General features: G+C 74.3%; 13 protein-coding genes, 1 pseudogene and 1 riboswitch. Of the genes and pseudogenes, 4 read left to right on the forward strand and 10 right to left on the reverse strand.

The annotated features are described in order from the left end of the window. Positions 1-38 precede the first annotated feature (38 nt). A complete protein-coding gene (locus ACA361_RS22730; RefSeq protein WP_375014735.1) occupies positions 39-2,726 on the forward strand; it encodes a LuxR C-terminal-related transcriptional regulator in 2,688 nt (895 codons plus the stop codon). Here the strand turns inward: ACA361_RS22730 and ACA361_RS22735 are convergent. Continuing rightward, complete coding sequence (locus tag ACA361_RS22735; protein ID WP_375014737.1) at positions 2,723-5,344, reverse strand: LuxR C-terminal-related transcriptional regulator; 2,622 nt, start codon at positions 5,342-5,344, stop codon at positions 2,723-2,725. The genes ACA361_RS22730 and ACA361_RS22735 overlap by 4 nt on opposite strands. Positions 5,345-5,666: 322 nt before the next feature. Continuing rightward, positions 5,667-5,855: riboswitch (cobalamin riboswitch) on the forward strand. A gap of 30 nt (positions 5,856-5,885) precedes the next feature. On the opposite strand from ACA361_RS22735, the gene ACA361_RS22740 reads away from it, so the two are divergent. Further along, positions 5,886-6,110 (forward strand): CbtB-domain containing protein, encoded by a 225-nt coding sequence (locus tag ACA361_RS22740; protein ID WP_375014739.1) that lies wholly within the window; start codon positions 5,886-5,888, stop codon positions 6,108-6,110. After that, positions 6,110-6,856, forward strand: coding sequence for a CbtA family protein (locus ACA361_RS22745; protein ID WP_375014741.1), 747 nt, complete (start codon positions 6,110-6,112; stop codon positions 6,854-6,856). Before ACA361_RS22740 ends, ACA361_RS22745 begins: the two co-directional genes overlap by 1 nt. On the opposite strand, the gene ACA361_RS22750 is transcribed toward ACA361_RS22745, so the two are convergent. From ACA361_RS22750 to ACA361_RS22765, 4 genes are all read right to left on the reverse strand, one after another. Then, positions 6,845-7,537 carry a (2Fe-2S)-binding protein gene (locus ACA361_RS22750; protein WP_375014743.1) on the reverse strand — a complete coding sequence of 231 codons (693 nt, stop codon included), beginning with the start codon at positions 7,535-7,537 and terminating at the stop codon, positions 6,845-6,847. The two genes, ACA361_RS22745 and ACA361_RS22750, sit on opposite strands and share 12 nt — an antisense overlap. A gap of 456 nt (positions 7,538-7,993) precedes the next feature. Beyond that, positions 7,994-9,583: a phosphoglycerate dehydrogenase gene (serA, locus tag ACA361_RS22755; RefSeq protein ID WP_375014745.1), complete on the reverse strand. Its 1,590-nt coding sequence runs from the start codon at positions 9,581-9,583 to the stop codon at positions 7,994-7,996. Between the two features lie 149 nt (positions 9,584-9,732). After that, positions 9,733-10,365 (reverse strand): hypothetical protein, encoded by a 633-nt coding sequence (locus ACA361_RS22760; protein WP_375014747.1) that lies wholly within the window; start codon positions 10,363-10,365, stop codon positions 9,733-9,735. Positions 10,366-10,669: 304 nt separating this feature from the next. Next, entirely contained in the window at positions 10,670-12,121 is a 1,452-nt protein-coding gene (locus ACA361_RS22765) for a DUF2079 domain-containing protein (RefSeq protein WP_375014748.1), read from the reverse strand. Positions 12,122-12,264: 143 nt separating this feature from the next. Here ACA361_RS22765 and ACA361_RS22770 point away from each other — a divergent pair, with 143 nt between their 5' ends. Next, positions 12,265-13,026, forward strand: coding sequence for a hypothetical protein (locus tag ACA361_RS22770; RefSeq protein WP_375014750.1), 762 nt, complete (start codon positions 12,265-12,267; stop codon positions 13,024-13,026). Between the two features lie 250 nt (positions 13,027-13,276). Here ACA361_RS22770 and ilvC read toward each other — a convergent pair whose 3' ends face one another. The 5 genes and pseudogenes from ilvC to ACA361_RS22795 form a co-directional block, all read right to left on the reverse strand. Then, complete coding sequence (gene ilvC / locus ACA361_RS22775; protein WP_366618697.1) at positions 13,277-14,260, reverse strand: ketol-acid reductoisomerase; 984 nt, start codon at positions 14,258-14,260, stop codon at positions 13,277-13,279. A 48-nt stretch (positions 14,261-14,308) separates the two neighbouring features. Further along, positions 14,309-14,833, reverse strand: a complete 525-nt coding sequence (gene ilvN, locus ACA361_RS22780; protein ID WP_366618699.1) for an acetolactate synthase small subunit — start codon at positions 14,831-14,833, stop codon at positions 14,309-14,311. 4 nt (positions 14,834-14,837) lie between these two features. Then, positions 14,838-16,607, reverse strand: a pseudogene (locus tag ACA361_RS22785) (acetolactate synthase large subunit); the annotation flags it as partial. 230 nt (positions 16,608-16,837) lie between these two features. Beyond that, a complete protein-coding gene (locus ACA361_RS22790; protein ID WP_375014752.1) occupies positions 16,838-19,819 on the reverse strand; it encodes a putative bifunctional diguanylate cyclase/phosphodiesterase in 2,982 nt (993 codons plus the stop codon). 379 nt (positions 19,820-20,198) lie between these two features. Then, positions 20,199-21,452, reverse strand: a complete 1,254-nt coding sequence (locus ACA361_RS22795; RefSeq protein WP_375014754.1) for an RNA-guided endonuclease InsQ/TnpB family protein — start codon at positions 21,450-21,452, stop codon at positions 20,199-20,201. Between the last annotated feature and the right edge of the window lie 49 nt (positions 21,453-21,501).

The raw sequence follows: 21,501 nt of genomic DNA on the forward strand, positions 1-21,501 counted from the left end.
GGATTGGCGGGGCCGGGACGCGCTCGTACGATGCGCGCGTGGCCGAGTCGCGCCCGTTCCCCGACCCGCCCGGGCCCGCTGACCGCTCCCCGCCCGGGACCGCGCCCGCGTGGCCGTTCGTCGGCCGGACCACCGAGCTGGCGGCGGTACGGTCCGCGCTGCTCGACGCGCACGCCGCCGGGGTGATCGTGATCGGCGACGCCGGGGTCGGCAAGTCCCGGCTGGCCGCCAAGGTGGCCGCCGACCTCGACCCGGCGCGCACCCTGGTCGTCCGTGCCAAGGCGACCGAGGCCGCCGCGCGGATCCCGTACGGCGCGCTGGCCCACCTGCTGCCCGCCGAGCGGGTCCCCGGCTCCGGCCCGCGGCTGCTGCCCGACGCGGTCGCGGCGGCCGGCCGGCGGCGCCTGGTGCTGGCCCTGGACGACGCGCACAGCCTCGATCCCGCGTCCGCCGCGCTGGTCGGCGAGCTGCTGGAGCGCGGCGAGGCCCGGCTGCTGGCGACGGCCCGTACCGGGTCCGCGCTGCCGGCCCCGCTCGCGGCCCTGCACGGGAACGGCACCCTGCACCGGCTGGAGCTGGGGCCCCTCGGGCACGCCCAGACCGTCCGGCTGCTGGAGACCGTGCTCGGCGGGCAGGTCGAGGACGCGGGGGCGCGGCGGCTGTGGCGGGTCGCCGGCGGCAACCCGCTCTTCCTGCGCGAGCTGGTGCTGGCCGGGATGCTGGCCGAGAGCGGCGGGGTGTGGCGCTGCGCCGCGGGGCCGCCGCTGACGCCGCGCCTGCGGGAGCTGATCGAGGCGCGGATCGGGGCGGTGGACGACGAGGAGCGCCTCGTCCTGGAGTACCTGGCCCTCGGCGAGCCGCTCTGCGAGGCCATGCTGCGCGAGCTGGCCGGGTCCGAGGCGGTGGCCCGGGTCCGGGCGCGGCAGCTCGTCGCGGTCGCGCCCGACCCGCACGGCCGGCGCCGGCAGCTGCGGCTGGCCCACCCCCTGTACGGCGAGGTGGTGCGCGCGGCCACGGGCCCGCTGCCCGCCCGCGCCCGGCTGCGCCGGATGGCCGAGGCGGTCGAGGCGACCGGGCGGCGGCGGCGCGAGGACGTCCTGCGGGTGGCGACCTGGCGGCTGGACTCGGGCGGCGAGACCGGGCCGGGACCGCTGCTGCGGGCCGCCTGGCTGGCCTGGTCCGCGCTGGACCTGGAGCTGGCCGCGCGGCTGGCGGGGGCGGCGCTGCACGGGTACCTGGCCCGCCCGGACCGGCGGCCCGGCGGCGCGGGGCAGGCCGCGGCGCTGCTCGCGACCGTGCTGCACTTCGCCGACCGCGACGAGGAGGCCGAGGCCGCGCTGCGGGAGGTGGCCGGCCGGCTCGGCGACGACCGCGAGCGGGCCCTGCACGCCGGGGCGCGCGGGCTCGTGCTCGCCTGGGGCCTGGCCCGTGACCGGGCGGCCGGCGAGGTCCTGGCCGGGGCCGCCGCGGCGATCACCGACGGCGCCTGGCGGCGGCACGTGCTGGCGCTGTCGGCCTGGGTGTCGCTGTTCGCCGGGCGCGTCGCCGAGGCCCGGGAGACCGTGGAACGGGCCCGCGCCCAGGGGGAGGCGCCCCCGGCGATCACCGCGGAGACCGACGCGGCCGGAGCGCTCCTGGACGCGTACCGCGGGCTCGGCGACCGGGCCGAGGAGACCGTGCGGGCGCGGCTGGCGGACGTGGACGCGTGGCGGGACGAGGTCCCGATCGTGCAGACCACGCTCGCCCACGCGCGGACGGTCGGGCACCTGTTCGCGGGCCGGGCCGGCGCCGGGCTGGAGGCCGCCGAGCGGGGGCTGGAGCTGGTCAAGGAGACCGGCCGGGCCCGGATCGCCGCCTCGTTCAGCGGCTGGCGGGCCCAGCTGCACCGGTTGCGCGGCGAGCTGGACGAGGCGGCGCGCTGGTCGCGGGACGGCGTCGCCAAGCTCGCCGGCCGGCCGGCGATGTTCGCCGGGCTGTGCCTGGGCGAGCTGGCCTGCGCCGAGGCGCAGCTGGGCCGGGCCGCCGCGGCCGAGGAGGCACTGGAGCGGGCCGCCGCGCTGGCCCGCCCGGCCTGGCACGGCGTGGACTTCTCGCTGGTCCTGGCCCGGCCCTGGGTGCTGGCCGCGCGCGGCGACGACGCCGCGGCGGTGACCGCCGCGCTGGCGGCGGCCGAGGACGCCGAGCGGCACGGGCTGCGCGGCTACACGATGTTCGCGCTCCACGACGCCGTGCGGCTGGGCGCGGCGGGGACCGTACCGGAGCGGCTGCGGGCGCTCGCGGCGGAGATGGACGGGCCGCTGCCGCCGCTGTGCGCCCGGCACGCCGGCGCGGCCGCCGCCAGCGACGGCGACGCCCTCATGGCCGTGTCCGGGGAGTTCGAGCGGCTCGGGACGCTCCTGTACGCCGCCGAGGCCGCCGCGCAGGCCGCCGGCGCGTACGAGGCCGCGGGACGGGACCGCCCGGCCGCCGCCGCCCTGGCCGGCGCCCGCGCCCTCGCCGGCCGCTGCCCGGGCGCCCGCACCCCGGCGCTGGCCGCGCTGGCGGCGCCCGAGCTGACCGGCCGCCAGCGGCAGATCGCCCGGCTGGCCGCGCAGGGCCTCAGCAACCGGGAGATCGCCGCGCGGCTGGACATCTCGATGCGGACGGTCGGCAACCACCTGGTGACGATCTACGAGCGGCTCGGCGTGACGGGCCGCGACGAGCTGGCCGAGCTCTACCGGCCTTAGCGGGGCCGGCCGGGCAGGAGTTCGGCGAGGCCGTCGCGGTCGGTGACGCCGAGGCGGTCGTACACGGCGTGCAGGTGGTTGGCGACCGTGCGGACCGACAGGACGAGCCGGTCGGCGATCTCGCGGTTGCCGAGGCCCTCGGCGGCCAGCCGGGCGATCTCCAGCTGGCGGGCGGTCAGGCCGGGCGCCGCCAGCCCGGCCAGCGCCGGGGTGCGGGCGCCCGCGCAGCGCGCCGCCAGCGCGCGGGCGCGGGTCGCGGCGGCGTTCGCCTCGCGGGCCCGCCCGGCACGGCCGTGCGCCGCCGCCGCGGCCGCGGCCGCCTCCGCCCCGTACAGCGGCATGCCCAGGTCGGCGAACGCGAGCGCGGCCGCGTCCAGCCCCGCGCCGTCCCCCGCCGCCGCGGCGGCCGCGTGCCGTGCGAACAGGCCCGCCAGCCGGCCGCCGGTCTCCCCCGCCAGCCGCTCCAGCCCGTCGCGGGCCCGCCCGGCCGCGCCCAGCCGTACGGCGTCGTGCAACGCGAACATCTCGTACGCCCGCAGCGACCGCTCCCGGTAGCCGGGGGCCAGGTCCAGCGCCAGCCCGGCCGCGCCCGCGTGGTCGCCCGCCGCCGCCCTGATCCAGGCGCGGGCCAGGTCGGCGCGGAAGTGGAAGATCCGTCCCGCCGGGGTACGGCGCCGCATCGCCTCCCGCATCGCCGTGGCCGCCGTGGCCGCGTCCCCGGCAACGGCGGCTGCGTACGCCAGCAGCTCGTACCCGTGCCCGGAGATCGCCCGGATCGCCCCGGACCCGTGCGCGGCCGCCTCGTGCGCCCACCGCACGGCGCCGCGGAGGTCCCCGCGCAGCAGGCAGTACTCCACGCGCAGCGAGCGGCACGTCGTCGCCGCCACCGGCGACAGGTGCTCCTCGGTGAACAGGGCCTCGCCGTAGGCGATGAACGCGTCGGCCGCGTCCAGGTAGCCCGCGAACAGCGACGCGCCCGCGCGCGCGTCGCCGAAGGCCGCCACGAGCGTGGGCATCTCCCGCAGCAGCGCGGAGGGCTCCCGGAGCATCGCGTTCGACAGCGCGACGGCCTCGCCGTACGCCCCGGTCAGCATCAGCCGCAGCGCCCGGCCCGCCGCGATCAGCTGCGCCGCCCGCTGGACCGGCTCGCCGCCCGCGGCGGCCTCCTCGCGCTCCGCCTCGCCGAACCGCGCGGAGTAGACGCGCGCCAGCGACCGGTAGGCGATGATCTCCTGGCGGTGCTCGGCGGCGGCCGTCCGCGCCAGGCCCTCCGCCAGGAGCGCGTCCGCGCGGTCCGGCTCGCCCAGGCCCATGCCCAGGTTGAACGCCCGGACGGCGGCGTGCGACGCCCGGGTCGCCTCGTCCATCGGCGCGTCCGCCACCCGGGCCAGCCGCTCCTCGGCCTGCCGGTGCCGGCCCGCCATGAGCAGCACGGGCGCGACCAGGACGGTGACCGCCGGGTCGGCGCCCGCGGCCAGCACCGCCTCGGCGCACCGCACGGCCAGGTCGATGTCGTGCAGGCTCCACGCCTGGCGGCAGCCGGCCAGCAGCAGGCCGGGATCGGCGGGCACGCCGGCGTCCAGCCGCCACAGCGCGACCTTGAGCACGTCCCCGTGCCGCCGCATGCCGGTCGCCTCCACCGCGGACGCGAGCGCGGCCTTCCGGTCCCGGATCCGCGCCGGGTCCGCCCGCTGCCGCGCAACCTCCCCGTACAGCGGGTGCGCCGGGCGCACCTCCAGCCGGTGGCCGGCGGCGGCCGAGGTGACCAGGTGCCGCGCCTCGGCCCGCTCGATCGCCTCCTCGGACGTCAGCGCGGCCAGCGTGGCGGCGCCCAGCGGCTCGCCGAGCGCCGCGTACTCCAGGACGTCGCGCTCGGCGGCGGCCAGGGTGCCGAGCCGTTCCTCCACCAGCCCGCGCAGCCGGGGGCTCAGCGGCAGGTCGCCGTGCCACCGCCAGACCCCGCCGGCCGCCTCCAGCCGCCCCTGGTCCAGGCCCGCCTGCACCAGCTCGCGCAGGAACAGCAGGTTGCCGCGGGTGCTGTGGTGGAGCCGCCGCGCGGTCGACTCGGCGAGCTGGCCGCCCAGCGCGGCCTCCACGACCGCCTGGCTCTCGGCCAGGGTCAGCGGGACCAGGTCCAGCCGGCGGGCCAGATCGTCCTTCCAGAGCGCCGTCACGGGGTCGGGGGCCGGCTCGCCGGCGCGCACCGTCGCCAGCACCCGCGCGTCCCGCTGGAGCACCAGGTGGTGCACCAGCGCCGCCGACGCCGGGTCGAGCAGGTGCGCGTCGTCGACCGCCACCAGCAGCGGGCGGCCGCCGGCGAGCGCGCGCACCGCCTCCGCGGCCCGCCGCATCGGGTTGACCGCCAGGTCCAGCGCCTCCACGGCCAGGACGTGCCCGAACGCCCCGAACGGGATCGCCGCCTCCGCAGTGCTCCCGCCGAGCCGCAGCACGGTGAACCGGGCCGGCTCAAGGCGCCGCAGCGCCTCGCCGGCCAGCCGGGTCTTGCCCACCCCGGCGTCCCCCGCGACGACCACGCCCCGCGCCTCGCGCGCGCTCAGCAGGGCGCCCATCTCGTCGAGCGTCGACGTACGGCCGGTGAACGGCCATGAGGTCCGCACAACAGGGATCGTACGGACGCTCACCGCGCGCCACCAGACGATGCGCGCGGGACCGCCCGGGGAATCGCTCAGGGAATTGAGTAGGGGCTACTCATGCACACCCGGCGCCGTCGCGGCACTCTCGATGGTGCGGGACCTTTCCGGGACGTGGGAGCTTCCGGAACGGCCGCGCGAGGCACCGGCGGCGGCCGGCCGAAACAACGCCGCCGCCGGGGCGGGAGGGGGCACCGTCCGCATCTCCAGCGGGGGGAGATACGGGTGGCGCCCCCTCCCACATATGTCTCACCTGTGCGCACCGCGCTTGACTTGGAAGCCCGGCGAAGGGAACCTCGGGGCGACAAGTTCACATTCGAGGCGACGGTGCGCAGGAACCTGGTGCGATTCCAGGACGGTCCCGCCACTGTGACCAGGGAGCCTCCCCCGCACGCGACCACGGCCGTACCCGGCTGGAAGGTCGGAGGGTGGCGATGATCTGGGAGTCAGGAGACTGACCCGTCGTCCTCCCGCTACCGGGGCGAGTGCACCCCGTGAGGAGACCCCGATGTCGCAGGCCGACATGGCACGGCAGGCCGTTCCCGAGGCGCCGCCCGTACGGCGCGTACCCGTGCGCGAGATCCTTCCCTGGGCGGTCCTCGCCCTGGTCCTGGGCGCCGCGCTGCTCTACTTCACCGGCGCCGAGCAGGGCGCCACCTCCCTCTTCGGCGGCACGTGGGTGCACGAGTTCACGCACGACGGCCGGCACCTGCTCGGCTTCCCCTGCCACTGATGCGGGCGCTTCTCATCCGCGGCCTGCTCGCCGGCCTGGCCGCCGCCGCGGCGGGCCTCCTGGTCGCCTGGATCTACGGCGAGCCGCAGGCGGACAAGGCGATCGCGTTCGAGGAGGCGCGGGCCGCGCACGCGCACGCGGGGCACGGCGCCGAGGAGGAGGTGGTGGTGAGCCGCACCGTCCAGCGGACGAGCGGCCTCATCACGGCCATGGCGTTCTACGGCGTGGCGGTCGGCGGGCTGTTCTCGATCGCGTTCGCCTTCGCGTACGGCCGGATCGGCGCGCTCGGCGCCCGCGCCACGGCGGCCCTGGTCGCGCTGGGCGGCTTCACGGCTCTCGTGCTGGTGCCGTTCCTGAAGTATCCGCCGACGCCGCCCGCCGTGGGCGCGCCCGAGACGATCGGGGGCCGTACCGCGCTGTACTTCGGCATGGTCGCGCTGGGCGTGCTCGCCACCGCCGCCGCGGTGGTCGTCTTCACCCGGCTGGCGCCGCGGCTGGGCGGCTGGAACGCGGCGACCGCCACGGCCGCCGGGTTCGCGGTCGTGGTCGCGGCCGTCTTCCGGCTCACGCCGCGGCCGGACGCGGTCGCCGACGGGTTCCCCGGCACGGTGCTGTGGGACTTCCGGATCGCCTCGCTCGGCGTCCAGGTCGTCCTGTGGGCCACGCTGGGCCTGCTGTTCGGCGCCCTGACGGAACGGTCGCACCGCCGGGAGGCGGCTTCGCGGAAGGAGCCGCTAGCGGCGTAGCAGGGCGCAGTCGCCGCACATCTCGCCGCCGGGCGGCACCCGGTAGTAGAGGCAGCAGCTGCGCCGGACGAAGCCGTGCCGGCCGAACTCCCCCGTACCCTTCAGCGGCTCGCGCGCGAGCAGCTCGCGGACGAGGGCGGCGGCCGGCGCGGCGACGCCGGGGCGCAGGCTGCCGGCCAGGGCGGACGCGGCGTTCCCCCACATCAGCCCGTCCGCCAGCCGGACGACCTCGCACAGGGCCGCGCGGAGCGGTTCGAGGTGCCGCCGCACGACCTCCGCGTGGACGAGATCGGCGAGCGCGGCCGGACCGGCGGCCTGACGGCCCGCGGGATCGGCCAGCCACAGCGCGATCGGCGCGCCCGGCGCCCACCGCCAGTGCAGGCCCGACAGGTCCGGTACGGTCCCGAGCGCGGCGGCCGCGATCACCGGCGACCAGAGCCGCGACGCGAGCCCCTGGAAGAGGATCGACGCCGCGACGCGCCGCTCACCGGTGCCGAGCCGCCGCCCGTAGGCGTCCACGAGCCCGTCCAGCCGGGCGGTGTCGGGCTCGGGCAGCGGCCGCCAGGTCGGATCGGCCTCCTCGGCCGGATCGGTCCTGATCTCGAAGAACGCCCCGAGCGCGGCGACCTCGCCCAGCACCCCGGCGACGTCCCGCGTCCCGATCCGTTCGACTCCGGCCACCGCGCCACCCTAGCCGTTCACTCGTGGCGTGTTGCCCCCGCGGAGGGGGCGCCGCGGGGCGACACGCCACGAGTCGACCCGGGGGTCACTTGGCGGGGCGGCCGCCGTTGTCGCGGCGGTCCAGGGCGGTCTGCAGCGCCCGGGCGGCCTCTTCGGCGGCGTCGTCGGGCGTGGCGGAAACGTGGGTGTTCATGCGTACTCCAAGGCTTCGCGGAAGCGAGAAGATCGAAGGGCTTACGGCCGAGCGCTGACTCCGCGACGGGGGTGGCCCGCCTGTCAGGCCCCGTCGCGGCAGCGAAGGATCACTACGAAGCGCCGCATGTCACCGGCCACGTTACCCGCATGTCAAGGCGCCTGTCTTGACCCGTGGCCGAACTTCCCACATGGTGAGACGCCACCGCCGTGGCCCCGGACGGGACCACGGCGGCGGCGAAGCGGATCACAGCGGGCGGGGCGTCAGCCCTCCAGGTCGACCCGGCGGCCGCTCTCGGCGCCCACCTCGGCCTTGATGGCGTCCACCAGGTCGGCGGGCACCGGCGAGTCGACGGTCAGCGCGATCAGCGCGCGGCCGCCCTTGGCGTCCCGGCCGACCTGCATGCTGGCGATGTTGACCCCGGCGTCGCCGAGCAGCCGCCCGACCACGCCGACGATGCCGGGCCGGTCGGAGTAGACGAAGAACGCCATGTGCTCGGTCGGCACCAGCTCCATCTGGTAGCCGTTGACCTCGATGATCCGCTCGATGTGCTTGGGGCCGGTGAGGGTGCCGGACACCGACACCACCGAGCCGTCCGCCATCGTGCCGCGCACCTGGACGACGTTGCGCCAGTCGGGGCTGTCCTCGGTGGTGGACAGGGTGACCTCGACACCGCGGTCGCGGGCCAGCAGCGGGGCGTTGACGAACGTCACCGCCTCCTCGATCACGTCCACGAACACGCCCTTGAGCGCGGCCAGCTCCAGCACCTTGACGTCGTGCTCGGCGATCTCGCCGCGGACCACGACCTCCAGCCGGACCGGCACGCCGCCGGCCAGCGCGGTGAAGATGCGGCCGAGCTTCTCCGCGAGCGGCAGGCCCGGCTTGACGTCCTCGGCGACCGCGCCGCCCTGGACGTTCACCGCGTCCGGGACGAACTCGCCCGACAGCGCCAGCTTGACCGAGCGGGCCACCTGCGTGCCGGCCTTCTCCTGCGCCTCGTGCGTGCTGGCGCCCAGGTGCGGGGTGACCACCACGTTGTCGTGGACGAACAGCGGGCTGTCGGTGCACGGCTCGGTGCTGAACACGTCGATGCCGGCGCCGGCCACCCGGCCGTCCTTGATCGCCAGGTCGAGCGCCGCCTCGTCGACGATGCCGCCGCGGGCGGCGTTGACGATCCGCACCTCCGGCTTGACCTTGTGCAGCTCCTTGTCGCCGATGAGGCCGAGCGTCTCGGCCGTCTTGGGCAGGTGCACGGTGATGAAGTCGCTCTGCGCCAGCAGCTCGTCCAGCGTGACGAGTCTCACGCCCAGCTGGGCGGCGCGGGCGGCCTGCACGTAGGGGTCGAAGGCGACCACGTTCATGTCGAAGGCGGCCAGCCGCTGCGCGACCAGGACGCCGATCCGGCCGAGGCCCAGCACGCCGACCGTCTTGCCCTGGAGCTCGACGCCGGTGTACTTGGAGCGCTTCCACTCGCCCTGCTTGAGCGCCGCGTGGCCCTGCGGCACGTTGCGGGCGGTGGCCAGCAGCAGCGCGATCGCGTGCTCGGCGGCGGTGACGATGTTGGAGGTCGGGGCGTTCACGACCATGACGCCGGCCTTGGTGGCGGCCTCGACGTCGACGTTGTCCAGGCCGACGCCGGCCCGCGCGACCACGCGCAGCCGCTTGGCGTGCTGGAACACCTCGGCGGTGACCTTGGTCGCGCTGCGCACGATCAGCGCGTCGACGTCGGCGACGGCGGGCAGCAGCCGCTCGCGGTCGGCGCCGTCGACCTGGCGGACCTCGAAGTCCGATTCGAGGACGGCGATGCCGGCCGGGGAGAGTTCTTCTGCGACGAGGACGACAGGCTTGCTCAAGGAACGGTCCTTCGGAACGTGGATGTGTGCAGTTCGGGAGAAGAAGTCGCGGACACCACGGTGTGGCCTGCGCCTCGCGCCCGAGTCTATCGCCGTGCCCGGCCCCGTGATGCGGAACGCCCCGTCCACCGGCCGCGCGGTGGACGGGGCTAGGCCGCGTCCGTCTCCGGGAGGGCCGTGAGGACGGCGGCGACGCGCTCGGCGTCGGCGACCGCCACGTGCGGCACGTCGATGAGGATCCGCAGCGGTCCCGCCGGCAGCCCGAGGTCCTCGGCGACCTCCGTCTGGACGGCCCGCAGCGGGATGTACGACAGGTAGCCGCGGAACACGTCCTGCGACCGGAACATCGCCGTCATGATCAGCCGGTAGCCGCGGATCCGGAACGACAGCGCGGCCAGGCTGGGCACGCTGTCGGCCGGCTCGCCGGGCACGGTGAGCGAGATCCAGGCGCTGGTCGTCCACGGCCGGGCGCGCAGCAGGTCGGTGACCCAGCGGATCTGGTCGACGCCGTCGCGGTCGCGCAGCCGCGGGCCGTACTCGGACCGGGTCGCGCCCCGGGTCCGCTCGTGCGCGCGGCGGACCAGCCGGGCCCGGTCGCCGTGCTCGCGCAGGAGGGGGTCCTCCCAGCTCAGCGAGGCGATCTCGAACAGGGCCGGGGGCCCCTCGATGATCGGCCCGTGCTCCTCCATGCCCGCCACGCCGAACGTCCAGACGCGCCGCAGGACCGCGATCCACGCCTGCCCGCAGGTATCCCAGCGCTGGACGGCCCGCTCTGCCGCCACCTCACGACTCCTCGCCACACTTCATCCCACGGCCGGCGCGGCCGGCCGGTTCGTTTCCTCCGAAAAGCACGCGGTCACGGAAAACCGATTCCGTTCGCCGAAGCATATTCATGATCCCGCCCCACCGCCGCCGCCGGGCCCGGACACGATGGGTGTTCGCGCTGGTGCGCCGGGGTTGGCCGCGCCCGCTGCGACTCACTTCTAGTATCGGTCAAAGAAGGGGAAAAGTGTAGGCCAATTCTCCACCGAACGAACTTCACCGACTTTCTGACATCAGTGATCTACATGGGTCACCACGAATCGTTCAATCCTTGGTGAGCACCACGTAACCGGACCGGGCGAACACCTGCCGGTACCCGTCCCCGATCAGCTCGTCCACCCGTTCCCGCTGTTCCCCGAGCGACGCGAAGGGGAAGGAGCGCCGCGCGGTGTCGGCGACGACCCAGGGCGCGCGCCGCGCCTCGCGGTCCCAGAGGAGCACGTCCGCGCGCCCGGAAAGGGCGGGGCCCAGGTTGTTGACGGTCTCGACGAGAACGCCGTCGGGCACCACCGCGACCGCCGCGGAAGCGGCCCGCGCCCGCTCGTCGAGCCGGTACAGATCCGGGTCGGCGAACCCGCGGAACGCGAAGAACGGCAGCACCCCCACCGCCGCCGCCAGCAGCCACGCCGCCGGAGCCCAGGACCGCCGGAGCCGGTGCGCGCCGTCGACCGCCGCCATGACCAGCAGCGCGATCAGGAACGCGTTGTAGTGGTACTTCGGCTCCCACCAGTTGGGGAACTCGTCGGCGAGCATCCGCTCCGCCAGCATCGGCACCGCCGCCAGCGCCAGCGGCGAGCGCAGCGGGAGCAGCAGCAGCGGCAGCACGAGCAGCCCCATCGTGACCAGTTTCACCGGCGGCGAGGCCAGCGCCGCCGGAACCGCCCACGGATGCGTCAGGACGTGCAGCGCCGCGTCCCCCATGTCGTCGCCGAGCCGCCCGTACGCCCAGTAGTAGGCGTTGTCCCCGCCGAACACCGCGATCAGGACCCGGGAGGACACCCACGTCGCGACCACCCCGACCGCGACGCAGCCGGCACCGATCCACCGCTCCCCGCGCCGGGTCAGCAGCACCATCCCGAGCCCGGCCAGCAGCAGCCCCGCGTCCTCCTTGGCCAGCAGCAGCACCGCCGCGGCCGCGGCCGCCCGCCCCCGCCGCCCGGCGTCGTACCGTTCGACGGCCAGCGCCGTCAGCAGCGGGACGAACGCCACCTCGTGGAAGTCGAACGCCAGCGCCTCGGCGACCGGCCACGACAGCGCGTACGCCCCGGCCGCGCAGTACGCCTGCCCGCGCCCGAGCCGCCGCCGCGCGAACCGCCAGACCGGCACGATCGCCAGCGCGAACAGCACCGCCTGCGCCACCAGCAGCGTCCCCGGCCCGTCGTGGATCCAGTACAGCGGCGCCAGCAGGGCCAGCAGCGGCGAGAAGTGGTCGCCCAGAATGGAGAAGTCCGGCCCGAACCCGTTGTGCACGCCCTTGACCATCGCGACCGGCGCGCCCAGCCCGCTGTACGACCGCACCGCCTGATCGAAGATCACCAGGTCGTAGGTGCTGGCCCGGAACGCCCGCAGCCGCAGCAGCGAGAACGCCGCGTACACCAGGGCCGCCAGCGCGACGAGCCCCGCGAGGATCCACCCGTCCCGCCGCGTGCGCTCCGCCGGCGCCACCGCCCCCGCCGCGGGCCGCTCCACGGCCTGCTCGACCACCGCCTCCCCCACGCGCCAGGACGCTACCAGCACGAGCCGGCCGCCCATGACGGATCGACTTGCGTCCCCCGCCCGGCAAGCGAGTGTCGGTCACCCTCTGTGTTCTTCGATGGGTTTACCGTTACCCGGAGTTTCATCGCATCACAGGAGGACCAGTGACCTCGAACGGCGAGATCCTGCGGGACGTCCTTCGGGTGTACGACCAGCGCTTCCTGGATCTGGACCGCTCCCGCCGCGACCGCCTGGTGGAGGCGACCCGCCGCGTCCTGGGCGACGAGGACCTCACCGACGCCGAGCGCGCGGCCCTCCCCGCCGCGTACCGGCTCCGCGCGTTCTGCATCAGGTACGGCCTGCGCGACGAGCTGGAGCGCATGATCCGCGACGAGGCCGCCGGCCGCACCGTCGGCGCCGTGGTCGTGGGCGGCCGCGTGTACGCGATGTACCCCTACCTCCGCGGCGTCCCCCGCCAGGACGCCGACATCACCACCGAGATCGGGGTGGACCACCGCCTGGACACCGCGGCCTGGCAGTCCGGCCGCCTCCGCCTCCGCGGCCGGGCCGCCATCGAGCGGATCGACGCCAGGGAGACCCGCGTCGAGCTGATCCTCCGCCACCGCCGCACCGCCGAGGAGCACCGCTACTCCACCGAGGGCCGCGACGGCACGTTCGACGCCGCCGTCCCGCCGCCCGCCCCCGGCCACTGGGACGTCCATGTGGCCGCCACGGCCCTGGGCCTGACCCGTGAAGCGCGCCTGGGCACCAACCGGGGCCCCCGCCTCAAGCCCCACCCCCAGCGGGCAGGCGCCGCCACCGTCCACTACACCACCGACGGCCATCTGGCCGTGCTGGTGGAACGCACCGACCGTCCCGTGACCCTCTGGTCCCAGCTGGCCCGCCTCTTCTCCCGAAAAACCTGAGGAGGCCGCCCGAAAAACGGGCGGCCTCCATCAGTCAGTCCACTCTTGCCCGCCCACCTCAGCCGGCCGGCTCAGGTGGGTGCGGACCCCAGGCGTTGCGATCGCGTCCGAAGGCAGATGCGAGCGCGAGCGAGCATCTGATCGCGAAGCGAGCCCCTAGGCGAGTCGAAGCGATGCAGCGATCACCGCTTTTGCCCGCCGAAGGAAGGCCCTCTAGGGCCTGACGCCAAGGGCAATGCAATAAACACAGCTAGTCATTGAGCCAGCTCATCATGGGGCGGAGCTTGGCGCCGGTCTGCTCGATGGGGTGCTGGGCGAGTTCCTCGCGGTACTTGCCGAACTGGACCTGGCCGCCTTCGAACTCGGCGACGAGCTCCTTGGCGTACTCGCCGGACTGGATCTCGGCGAGGATCTTCTTCATCTCCGCCTTGGTGTCGGAGGTGATGACGCGGGAGCCGCGGCTGTAGCCGCCGTACTCGGCGTTGTCGGAGACGGACCAGTACATCTTGGAGATGCCGCCCTCGTAGATGAGGTCGACGATGAGCTTGACCTCGTGGAGGGTCTCGAAGTAGGCGACCTCGGGCTGGTAGCCGGCCTCGGTGAGCACCTCGAAGCCGTTCTTGATCAGCTCGGAGAGGCCGCCGCAGAGGACGACCTGCTCGCCGAACAGGTCGGTCTCGGTCTCCTCGGTGAAGGTGGTCTTGATGCCGCCGGCGCGGAGGCCGCCGATGGCCTTGGCGTACGACAGGGCGAGCGGCCAGGCGTTGCCGCTCGGGTCCTTCTCGACGGCGACGATGACGGGGACGCCGCGGCCGGCGGTGAACTGGCGGCGGACGAGGTGGCCGGGGCCCTTGGGGGCGACCATGCAGACGTCGACGCCCTCGGGCGGCTGCACGAGGTCGTAGCGGATGCTGAAGCCGTGGCCGAAGAACAGCGCGTCGCCGGGGACCAGCGCGGGCTTGATGTCCTTCTCGAAGATCTCCCGGTGGTGGTGGTCGGGCGCCAGGAGCATGATCAGGTCGGCTTCCTCGGCGGCCTCGGCCGGGGTGACGACGCGCAGGCCCTCGGCCTCGGCCTTCTCGCGGCTGGGCGAGCCCTCGCGGAGGCCGATGCGGACGTCGACGCCGGAGTCGCGCAGGGAGAGCGCGTGGGCGTGGCCCTGGCTGCCGTACCCGATGACGGCGACGTGCCGGCCCTGGATGACGCTCAGGTCCGCGTCGTTGTCGTAGAACATCTCAGCCACTGTGCTGCTGCCTTTCCTTGGTTATCTGTCGGGTACGGGTCACGCGCTGCGCTCGATGGCGCGGAGCGAGCGGTCGGTGATGGAGCGGGCGCCGCGGCCGATGGCGACCATGCCGGACTGCACGAGTTCCTTGATGCCGAACGGCTCCAGCATCCGGATCAGGGCGTCGAGCTTGTCGCGGTTGCCGGTGGCCTCGACGGTGACGGCGTCGGGGGCGACGTCGACGACCTTGGCGCGGAAGAGCTGGACGGTCTCCAGCACCTGGGAGCGGGTCTCGGCGTCGGCCCGCACCTTGATCAGGACGAGCTCGCGCTGGACGGAGACGCCCGTGTCCAGTTCGACGATCTTGAGCACGTTCACCAGCTTGTTGAGCTGCTTGGTGACCTGCTCCAGCGGCAGTTCCGCGACGTTCACGACGATCGTCATGCGGGAGATCTCGGGGTGCTCGGTGACGCCGACGGCGAGCGACTCGATGTTGAACCCGCGGCGCGAGAACAGCGCCGCGACCCGGGCGAGGATGCCGGGCTTGTTCTCCACCAGCACCGAGAGAGTGTGAAGGCTCATCGGGTCAGTCTCCGTTCTCCCAGTCGGGGGCCATGTCCCGGGCGATCTTGATGTCGTCGTTGCTGGTGCCGGCGGCGACCATCGGCCACACCATCGCGTCCTGGTGGACGACGAAGTCGATGACCACGGGCGCGTCGTCGATCTCCATCGCCTTGGCGATGACCGCGTCGACGTCCTCGGCCTTCTCGCACCGGAGCCCGACGCAACCGTACGCCTCGGCGAGCTTGACGAAGTCGGGGACCCTCCGCGGGGGGCCGCCCTTGACCCGCAGGTCGGTGTTGGAGTAGCGCTCGTTGTAGAAGAGCGTCTGCCACTGCCGGACCATGCCCAGGTTGCCGTTGTTGATCACCGCGATCTTGACGGGGATGCCCTCGATCGCGCAGGTGGCCAGCTCCTGGTTGGTCATCTGGAAGCAGCCGTCGCCGTCGATCGCCCACACCTGGGTGCCGGGCGCGCCGGCCTTGGCGCCCATCGCGGCGGGGACGGCGTAGCCCATCGTGCCGGCGCCGCCGGAGTTGAGGAACGCGCCGGGCCGCTCGTACTTGATGAACTGCGCGGCCCACATCTGGTGCTGGCCGACGCCCGCGACGTAGTACGCGTCGGGGCCGACCAGCTCGCCGATCCGCTCGATGACGTACTGCGGCGACAGCGAGCCGTCGGAGGGCTCGTCGTAGCCGAGCGGGTAGGTCTCGCGCCAGGCGTTCAGCTGCCGCCACCAGTCCTCGTAGGACCCCTTGCGGCCGGCCTCGTGCTCGGCCTGGACGGCGACGATCAGGTCGGCGATCACCTCGCGGGCGTCGCCGACGATCGGGACGTCGGCGTGCCGGTTCTTGGAGATCTCGGCCGGGTCGATGTCGGCGTGCACGACCTTGGCGTACGGGGCGAAGCCGTCCAGCTTGCCGGTGACCCGGTCGTCGAAGCGGGCGCCCAGCGCGACCAGCAGGTCGGCCTTCTGCAGGGCGCCGACCGCGCCGACGCTGCCGTGCATGCCGGGCATGCCCATGTGCTGCGGGTGGCTGTCGGGCAGCGCGCCCTTGGCCATCAGCGTGGTGATGACGGGGGCGCCGGTCAGCTCGGTCAGCACCTTCAGCTCGGCGGACGCGCCGGCCTTGATGACGCCGCCGCCGACGTACAGGACGGGCCGCTCGGCCTCCACGATCAGCCGTGCCGCCTCGCGGACCTGCTTGGAGTGCGGCCGGGTGACCGGGCGGTAGCCGGGCAGCTGGAGCTGGACGGGCCACTCGAAGTCGAACGTGGTCTGGAGCGCGTCCTTGGCGATGTCCACGAGCACCGGCCCGGGGCGGCCGGTGGCGGCGATGTGGAACGCCTCGGCGATGGTGCGGCCGATGTCCTCGGGTTTCGTCACCAGGAAGTTGTGCTTGGTGATCGGCATGGTGATGCCCGCGATGTCCGCCTCCTGGAAGGCGTCCGTGCCGATCGACTTGCTCGCCACCTGGCCGGTGATCGCCACGATCGGCACCGAGTCCATGTAGGCGTCGGAGATCGGGGTCACCAGGTTGGTCGCGCCGGGCCCGCTGGTGGCCATGCAGACCCCCACCTTGCCGGTGACCATCGCGTAGCCCTGGGCGGCGTGGCCGGCGCCCTGCTCGTGCCGGACCAGGATGTGGCGCAGCTTCTTGGAGTCGAAGAGCGGATCGTACGCCGGGAGGATCGCGCCCCCCGGAATGCCGAACACGGTGTCGACGCCGACGTTCTCCAGGGCGCGGACCAGCGCCTGGGCTCCCGTCATCTGTTCGGTCGTCATGTTCTGGTTCCTTGGGAGAAGTCTGTGCTCGCTCCGAACGCGGGGTCCGCGGCCCGCCGGCGTTCATAGGTCACACGGCCAACAAAAAACCCCCGCCGCCGGATGGCGGTCGAGGGGCGCGCGCAGGACTATGTGCTTGATCAGCCTGCGCGCCGACCAAGTACTACGAGGATGATGGAACTGCTCTGCACGCAATCACTCTCGCCGACTTCCCGCCCCTGGTCAAATCCGTGGACAGTTTATCCCACCATGTGAGACGGGAGCGGCGGGTCCTCCAGCGGCAGCGCGATCTCCCCCGGCAGCGCCCGGGCCGCCAGGTTGGTGCGCACCAGCGCCTCCACCCGGCCCGCGCCCATCGGCCGCGCCACCAGGTAGCCCTGCCCGCGCGGGCACTCCATCTCGCGCAGCAGCTCCAGCTGCTCGGGCCGCTCGATGCCCTCGGCGACCACGGTCAGCCCCAGGTCGCGGCCCAGCCGCACGATCGTCCGGGTGAGCAGCGTGCGCGTCTCGTCCGACCCCAGCCCGGCCACGAACGACGGATCGATCTTGATGATGTCCACCGGGAGCTGCCCCAGGTAGGCCAGCGACGCGTACCCGGTGCCGAAGTCGTCGATCGCCAGCCGGACGCCGAGGTCGCGCAGCGCCGACAGGCGCTCCACCCCCTGACCGGCGTCGTCCACGAGGACCTCCTCGCGGACCTCCAGCGTCAGCGCGTGCGGCGGCAGGCCCGTCTCCTCCAGCGCCGCCGCGACCGACTCCACGAACCGCGGCGCCGCGATCTGCCGGGCGGTGAAGTTGACCGACAGGCCCACCTCCCAGGAGTCGCCGCGCCACCGCGCCACCTCGCGGCACGCCTCGCGCAGCACCCAGTCGCCCAGCGGCACCATCAGGCCGGACTCCTCGGCCGGGCCGATGAACTCCTCCGGCGGTACGGACTCGTTCCCGCGCCACCAGCGCAGCAGTGCCTCCACCCCGGTCACCCGGGACGTGGCCAGGTCCACCACCGGCTGGAACGCGACCGCGAACTGCTCCTCGGCCATCGCCCGGCGCAGGTCGCCGCCCAGCTCCAGCCGCCGCACGACGTCGGCGTGCATGTGCGGCGCGAACACCTCGACCCGGCCGCCGCCCAGCTCCTTGGCCCGCGCCATCGCCAGATCGCCGTTGCGGATCAGCTCGGCGGCGCTGCGCCGCAGCCGCCGGTCGGCGTCCGCCGCCGCGCGCCCGCCGCCGTCCAGGCCCTCCTCGCCGTCCCCGTCGCCGGCGAACGCGATCCCGATGCTGGCCGTCAGCGCGATGCTCTGCCCGCCCGCCCGGTACGGCTCCAGCGTCAGCACCCGCAGCATCCGCTCGGCCAGCTCGACCGCCGCGCCCGTCTCCCCCGCGTCCTTGGCCGTCCCCGCCTCGGCCCGGCCCGTGCTCGTGCCCGCCTCGACCCGCCCCGGCGGAAGCTGCACCAGCACGGAGAACTCGTCGCCGCCCCAGCGCGCCACCGTGTCGTCGGCCTGGACGGTGCCGCGCAGCCGCCGCGCGGCCTGCGCCAGGACCTGGTCGCCGGCCGCGTGCCCGGCCGAGTCGTTCACCGCGGTGAAGCCGTCCAGGTCGACGAACAGCACGGCGACCTTGCCGCCGTGCCGCCGCCGCGGCAGCAGCTCCCGGGTGCGCTCCTCGAAGTAGGCGCGGTTGGGCAGCCCGGTCAGGCCGTCGTGGAACGTCAGATGCGTCACCTGGCGCTGCAGCGCGGCCTGCTCGCTCAGGTCGCGGGTCGTCACCAGCAGCCGGCCGGGCGCGTCCCCGGCGCCGCTGTAGCGGGAGATCACCGACTCGGTCGGCAGCCACGTGCCGTCCGCCGCCCGGACCCGGCAGGCCAGCCGCAGCGTGCCGGCCGCGGTCTCCAGCACGTCGCCGTCCTCGCCCTCGGCGCCCTCCGGCGGCTCCTCGTCGTCCCCGGCCAGGAAACGGAGGAAGGCGGCCCGGACGCGCGGCAGGTCCTCCGGATGCACGAACTCGTGCATCGAGCGTCCCAGGAGCTCCTCCGGCTCGTACAGGTACATCTTGAGGGCGCCCGCGCTGGCGTACTGGACGACGGCCTTCGGGTCGCAGATCACCACCGCGTCGTTGATGCTCTCCGTCAGCGCCCGGAAATGGTCCTCGCCGGTGCCGGCCGCGCGCCGCAGCCGCTCGTTCTCGCGCAGCAGCGCGGCCAGCCGGGCCAGCACCACCAGCGTCGCCGTCCCGGCCACCAGCGCGACCACCGGCTCCCCACCGCCGGTCGCGGTCAGCGCCCGCCCGGCGACGAAGATCGCCGCGGCGGCGGCCACCGCGGCGGGCACGATGCCCGGGCCGATCATCCGGCCGCGGTCGTCGTCCTGGGCCGGCGCGCCGGCGCCGCCGTCCTCGGGGGTGTCCTCGGGCGGTACCGCGCGCGGCGGGGGCGAGGTCAGCGGGATGAGGATCAGCAGCAGGAGCCCGCCCAGCCGCAGGATGTCGGCCGGGTCCTCGGCGGGCGCGCCGCCGCGCATCCGGGCGACCGTGGTCACCAGGTCGGCGCCGGCGAACGCCAGCAGCGCGCCGTACGCCGTCCAGGCCGGGCGCCGGTAGCCCGCCGAGGCGCCCAGCACGAACGGCAGCGCCGCGCAGACCAGCACGATGTCGATCAGCGGGTACAGCAGCTCCAGCAGGAACTCCGGCGGGCTCTGGCCGGAGCGGTGGTAGAGCGTGCCGAGCTGCACGACCCAGGCCAGCACGAACAGCGCGCTGGCGCAGACGTAGGTGTCGGCCGCGTACCGGACCCAGACGCCGCCGTCGCGGGCCGGCCGGATGGGCACGATCAGTCCCGCGACCAGGGCGAACACGGCGACCAGGTAGAAGAGGTCGGGGACCGACAGCGTCAGCGCGCTGCGGTTGGACAGCGACGACAGGGCGCTCCCGGCCGCCGCCACGAACCAGGCCGACGCGGCGATGCCGAACCACCGCCAGGACGCCCGCCACGCCGGCGCGGCGCCGCTCCCGGCCGTCCCGTCGGGAGGCCGCCGCGAGGCGGGCAGCAGCACGGCCGCGGCGACCGCGGCGGCCGCCGCCTCGGCCCACGAGATGAGTGCGGTGCCGCCCCAGCCCAGCAGCGAGCCGATGGCGTAGAGGACGCCGGCGGCCGCGACCGTCCCGACCGGTATCGCCCGCGGCGGTACTCGCCGCGGCGACCACCTGGTCCTGTCGCCGCCCATCGCGCCGTGCCCCTTCCTGCCCGCCCGGGCGCCCCGCCGCGGAGGCCCGCGCCGCGTGGCGCCCGGGGAATGTCCCTTGATGATCTTCGAGCCGTGCCGGTCCCTCGACAACGTCGGCGCAGGGGGGAACGTGCCCCGCGCGGGGTCGGCGCCGGGCTCGCCGGCGAGCAGCGCATCGGCCGCGCCGACGGTAGGTCAGCGACGTTGCTGAAGTGCGGGGTCACCGTGATGCCCACAGTACGTTCCGTAGGTCACGGAGCGATTGAGGCTGGGCGTCCTCCCGGCGACAAAGGACGGCGCTAGGAGGCGTGCCGTACGCGATCGTCCCGACTTGCCCGGGGTCTCCGGAACAGCCAGAGGGGCCGCGCACGTAGTACAACTACCCGTGACGGAGGGGCGTTCCTTGACTTCTCCCCCTGCGGGAAGGGGAATTCTCACGACTCGCGCCGTGAGCTTTCTGCTTCGTCGCCGACCGCCCGCCCGGAGTGTTCCGTTGAGGTCTTACACCGGCTCCACAGACCGACACCGCCAGCCCGGCGGCCAGAAGGTTGTTCGCGGCGTTCACGTCCCGATCAAGGGTGGCACCGCAGTCACACATGTAGGTCCTGACATGCAACGGCATCCTGTCCCCGATGGTGCCGCAGGCCGAACACAGCCTGGAGGAGGGGAAGAACCGGTCGACCACGATCAGTTCGCGGCCGTACCAGCTCGCCTTGTACTCCAGCATCGAGCGCATCTCGCGCCAGCCCGCGTCGGAGATGGCGCGGGCCAGGCTGTGGTTCTTGAGCATGTTGGACACGCTCAGGTCCTCGATCACGAGCGTTTGGTTCTCACGCACGAGCCGAGTGGTCAGTTTGTTCAGCAAATCGCGGCGGCGGTCGGCGATCCGGGCGTGGACGCGGGCCACCCTGCGGCGCGCTTTGGCCCGGTTGGCCCCGTTCCCCTTGGCCTTTCGGGCCAGCTCACGCTGAGCCTTGGCCAGCCGGGCACGGTCGCGGCGTTCGTGCCGGGGGTTGGGGATCTTCTCGCCGGTCGACAGCGTGACCAGCGACGACAGTCCGGCATCGATCCCCACGGCGGTATCGGTGACCGGCAGCGGCCCCACACCGGGGTCGTCCACCAGAAGGGAGACGAACCAGCGTCCTGTCCGGTCCTGGGAGACCGTCACCGTCGACGGCCGCGCTCCTGGTGGCAGTGGCCGCGACCACACGACGTGCAGCGGCTCGGACATCTTGGCCAGCTTGAGAACGCCGTCCCGGCAGCAGAACCCCGAGGTCGTGTACTCGGCCGATCGTCGCGACCTCTTCTTGGACTTGCAACGCGGGTGACCGGCCCGCTTGGCGAAGAAGGCGGTGAACGCGGACTGCAGGTGCCGCAGCGCCTGCTGCAGCGGCACCGACGACACCTCGTTCAGATAGGCCAGCTCAGCGGTCTGTTTCCACGCCGTCAGCATCGCGGAGGTCTGGCCGTACCCCACCCGCTCCCGCCGGAGCGTCCACGCCTCGCTCCGGGCCGCCAGCGCCAGGTTGTAAACCTTGCGCACGCACCCGAAGGTCCGCGCCAACTCCGCCGCCTGCGCATCGCTCGGGTAGAAACGGTACTTGAACGCCCGCTTCACAACATGACCGGCCACTGACGCACCATACAACGTTGTGTGACTAGCCAATTACCATATGCAGTGG

The organism is Actinomadura sp. 21ATH, assembly GCF_041951345.1.
Classification (GTDB): domain Bacteria; phylum Actinomycetota; class Actinomycetes; order Streptosporangiales; family Streptosporangiaceae; genus Spirillospora.

Bases quoted from the DNA above. Each gene is read 5' to 3' on its own strand.
- ACA361_RS22790 (WP_375014752.1), bottom strand. From the start codon at position 19,819: ATGGGCGGCGACAGGACCAGGTGGTCGCCGCGGCGAGTACCGCCGCGG.
- ACA361_RS22745 (WP_375014741.1), top strand. From the start codon at position 6,110: ATGCGGGCGCTTCTCATCCGCGGCCTGCTCGCCGGCCTGGCCGCCGCC.
- ilvN (WP_366618699.1), bottom strand. From the start codon at position 14,833: ATGAGCCTTCACACTCTCTCGGTGCTGGTGGAGAACAAGCCCGGCATC.
- ilvC (WP_366618697.1), bottom strand. From the start codon at position 14,260: ATGTTCTACGACAACGACGCGGACCTGAGCGTCATCCAGGGCCGGCAC.
- ACA361_RS22740 (WP_375014739.1), top strand. From the start codon at position 5,886: ATGTCGCAGGCCGACATGGCACGGCAGGCCGTTCCCGAGGCGCCGCCC.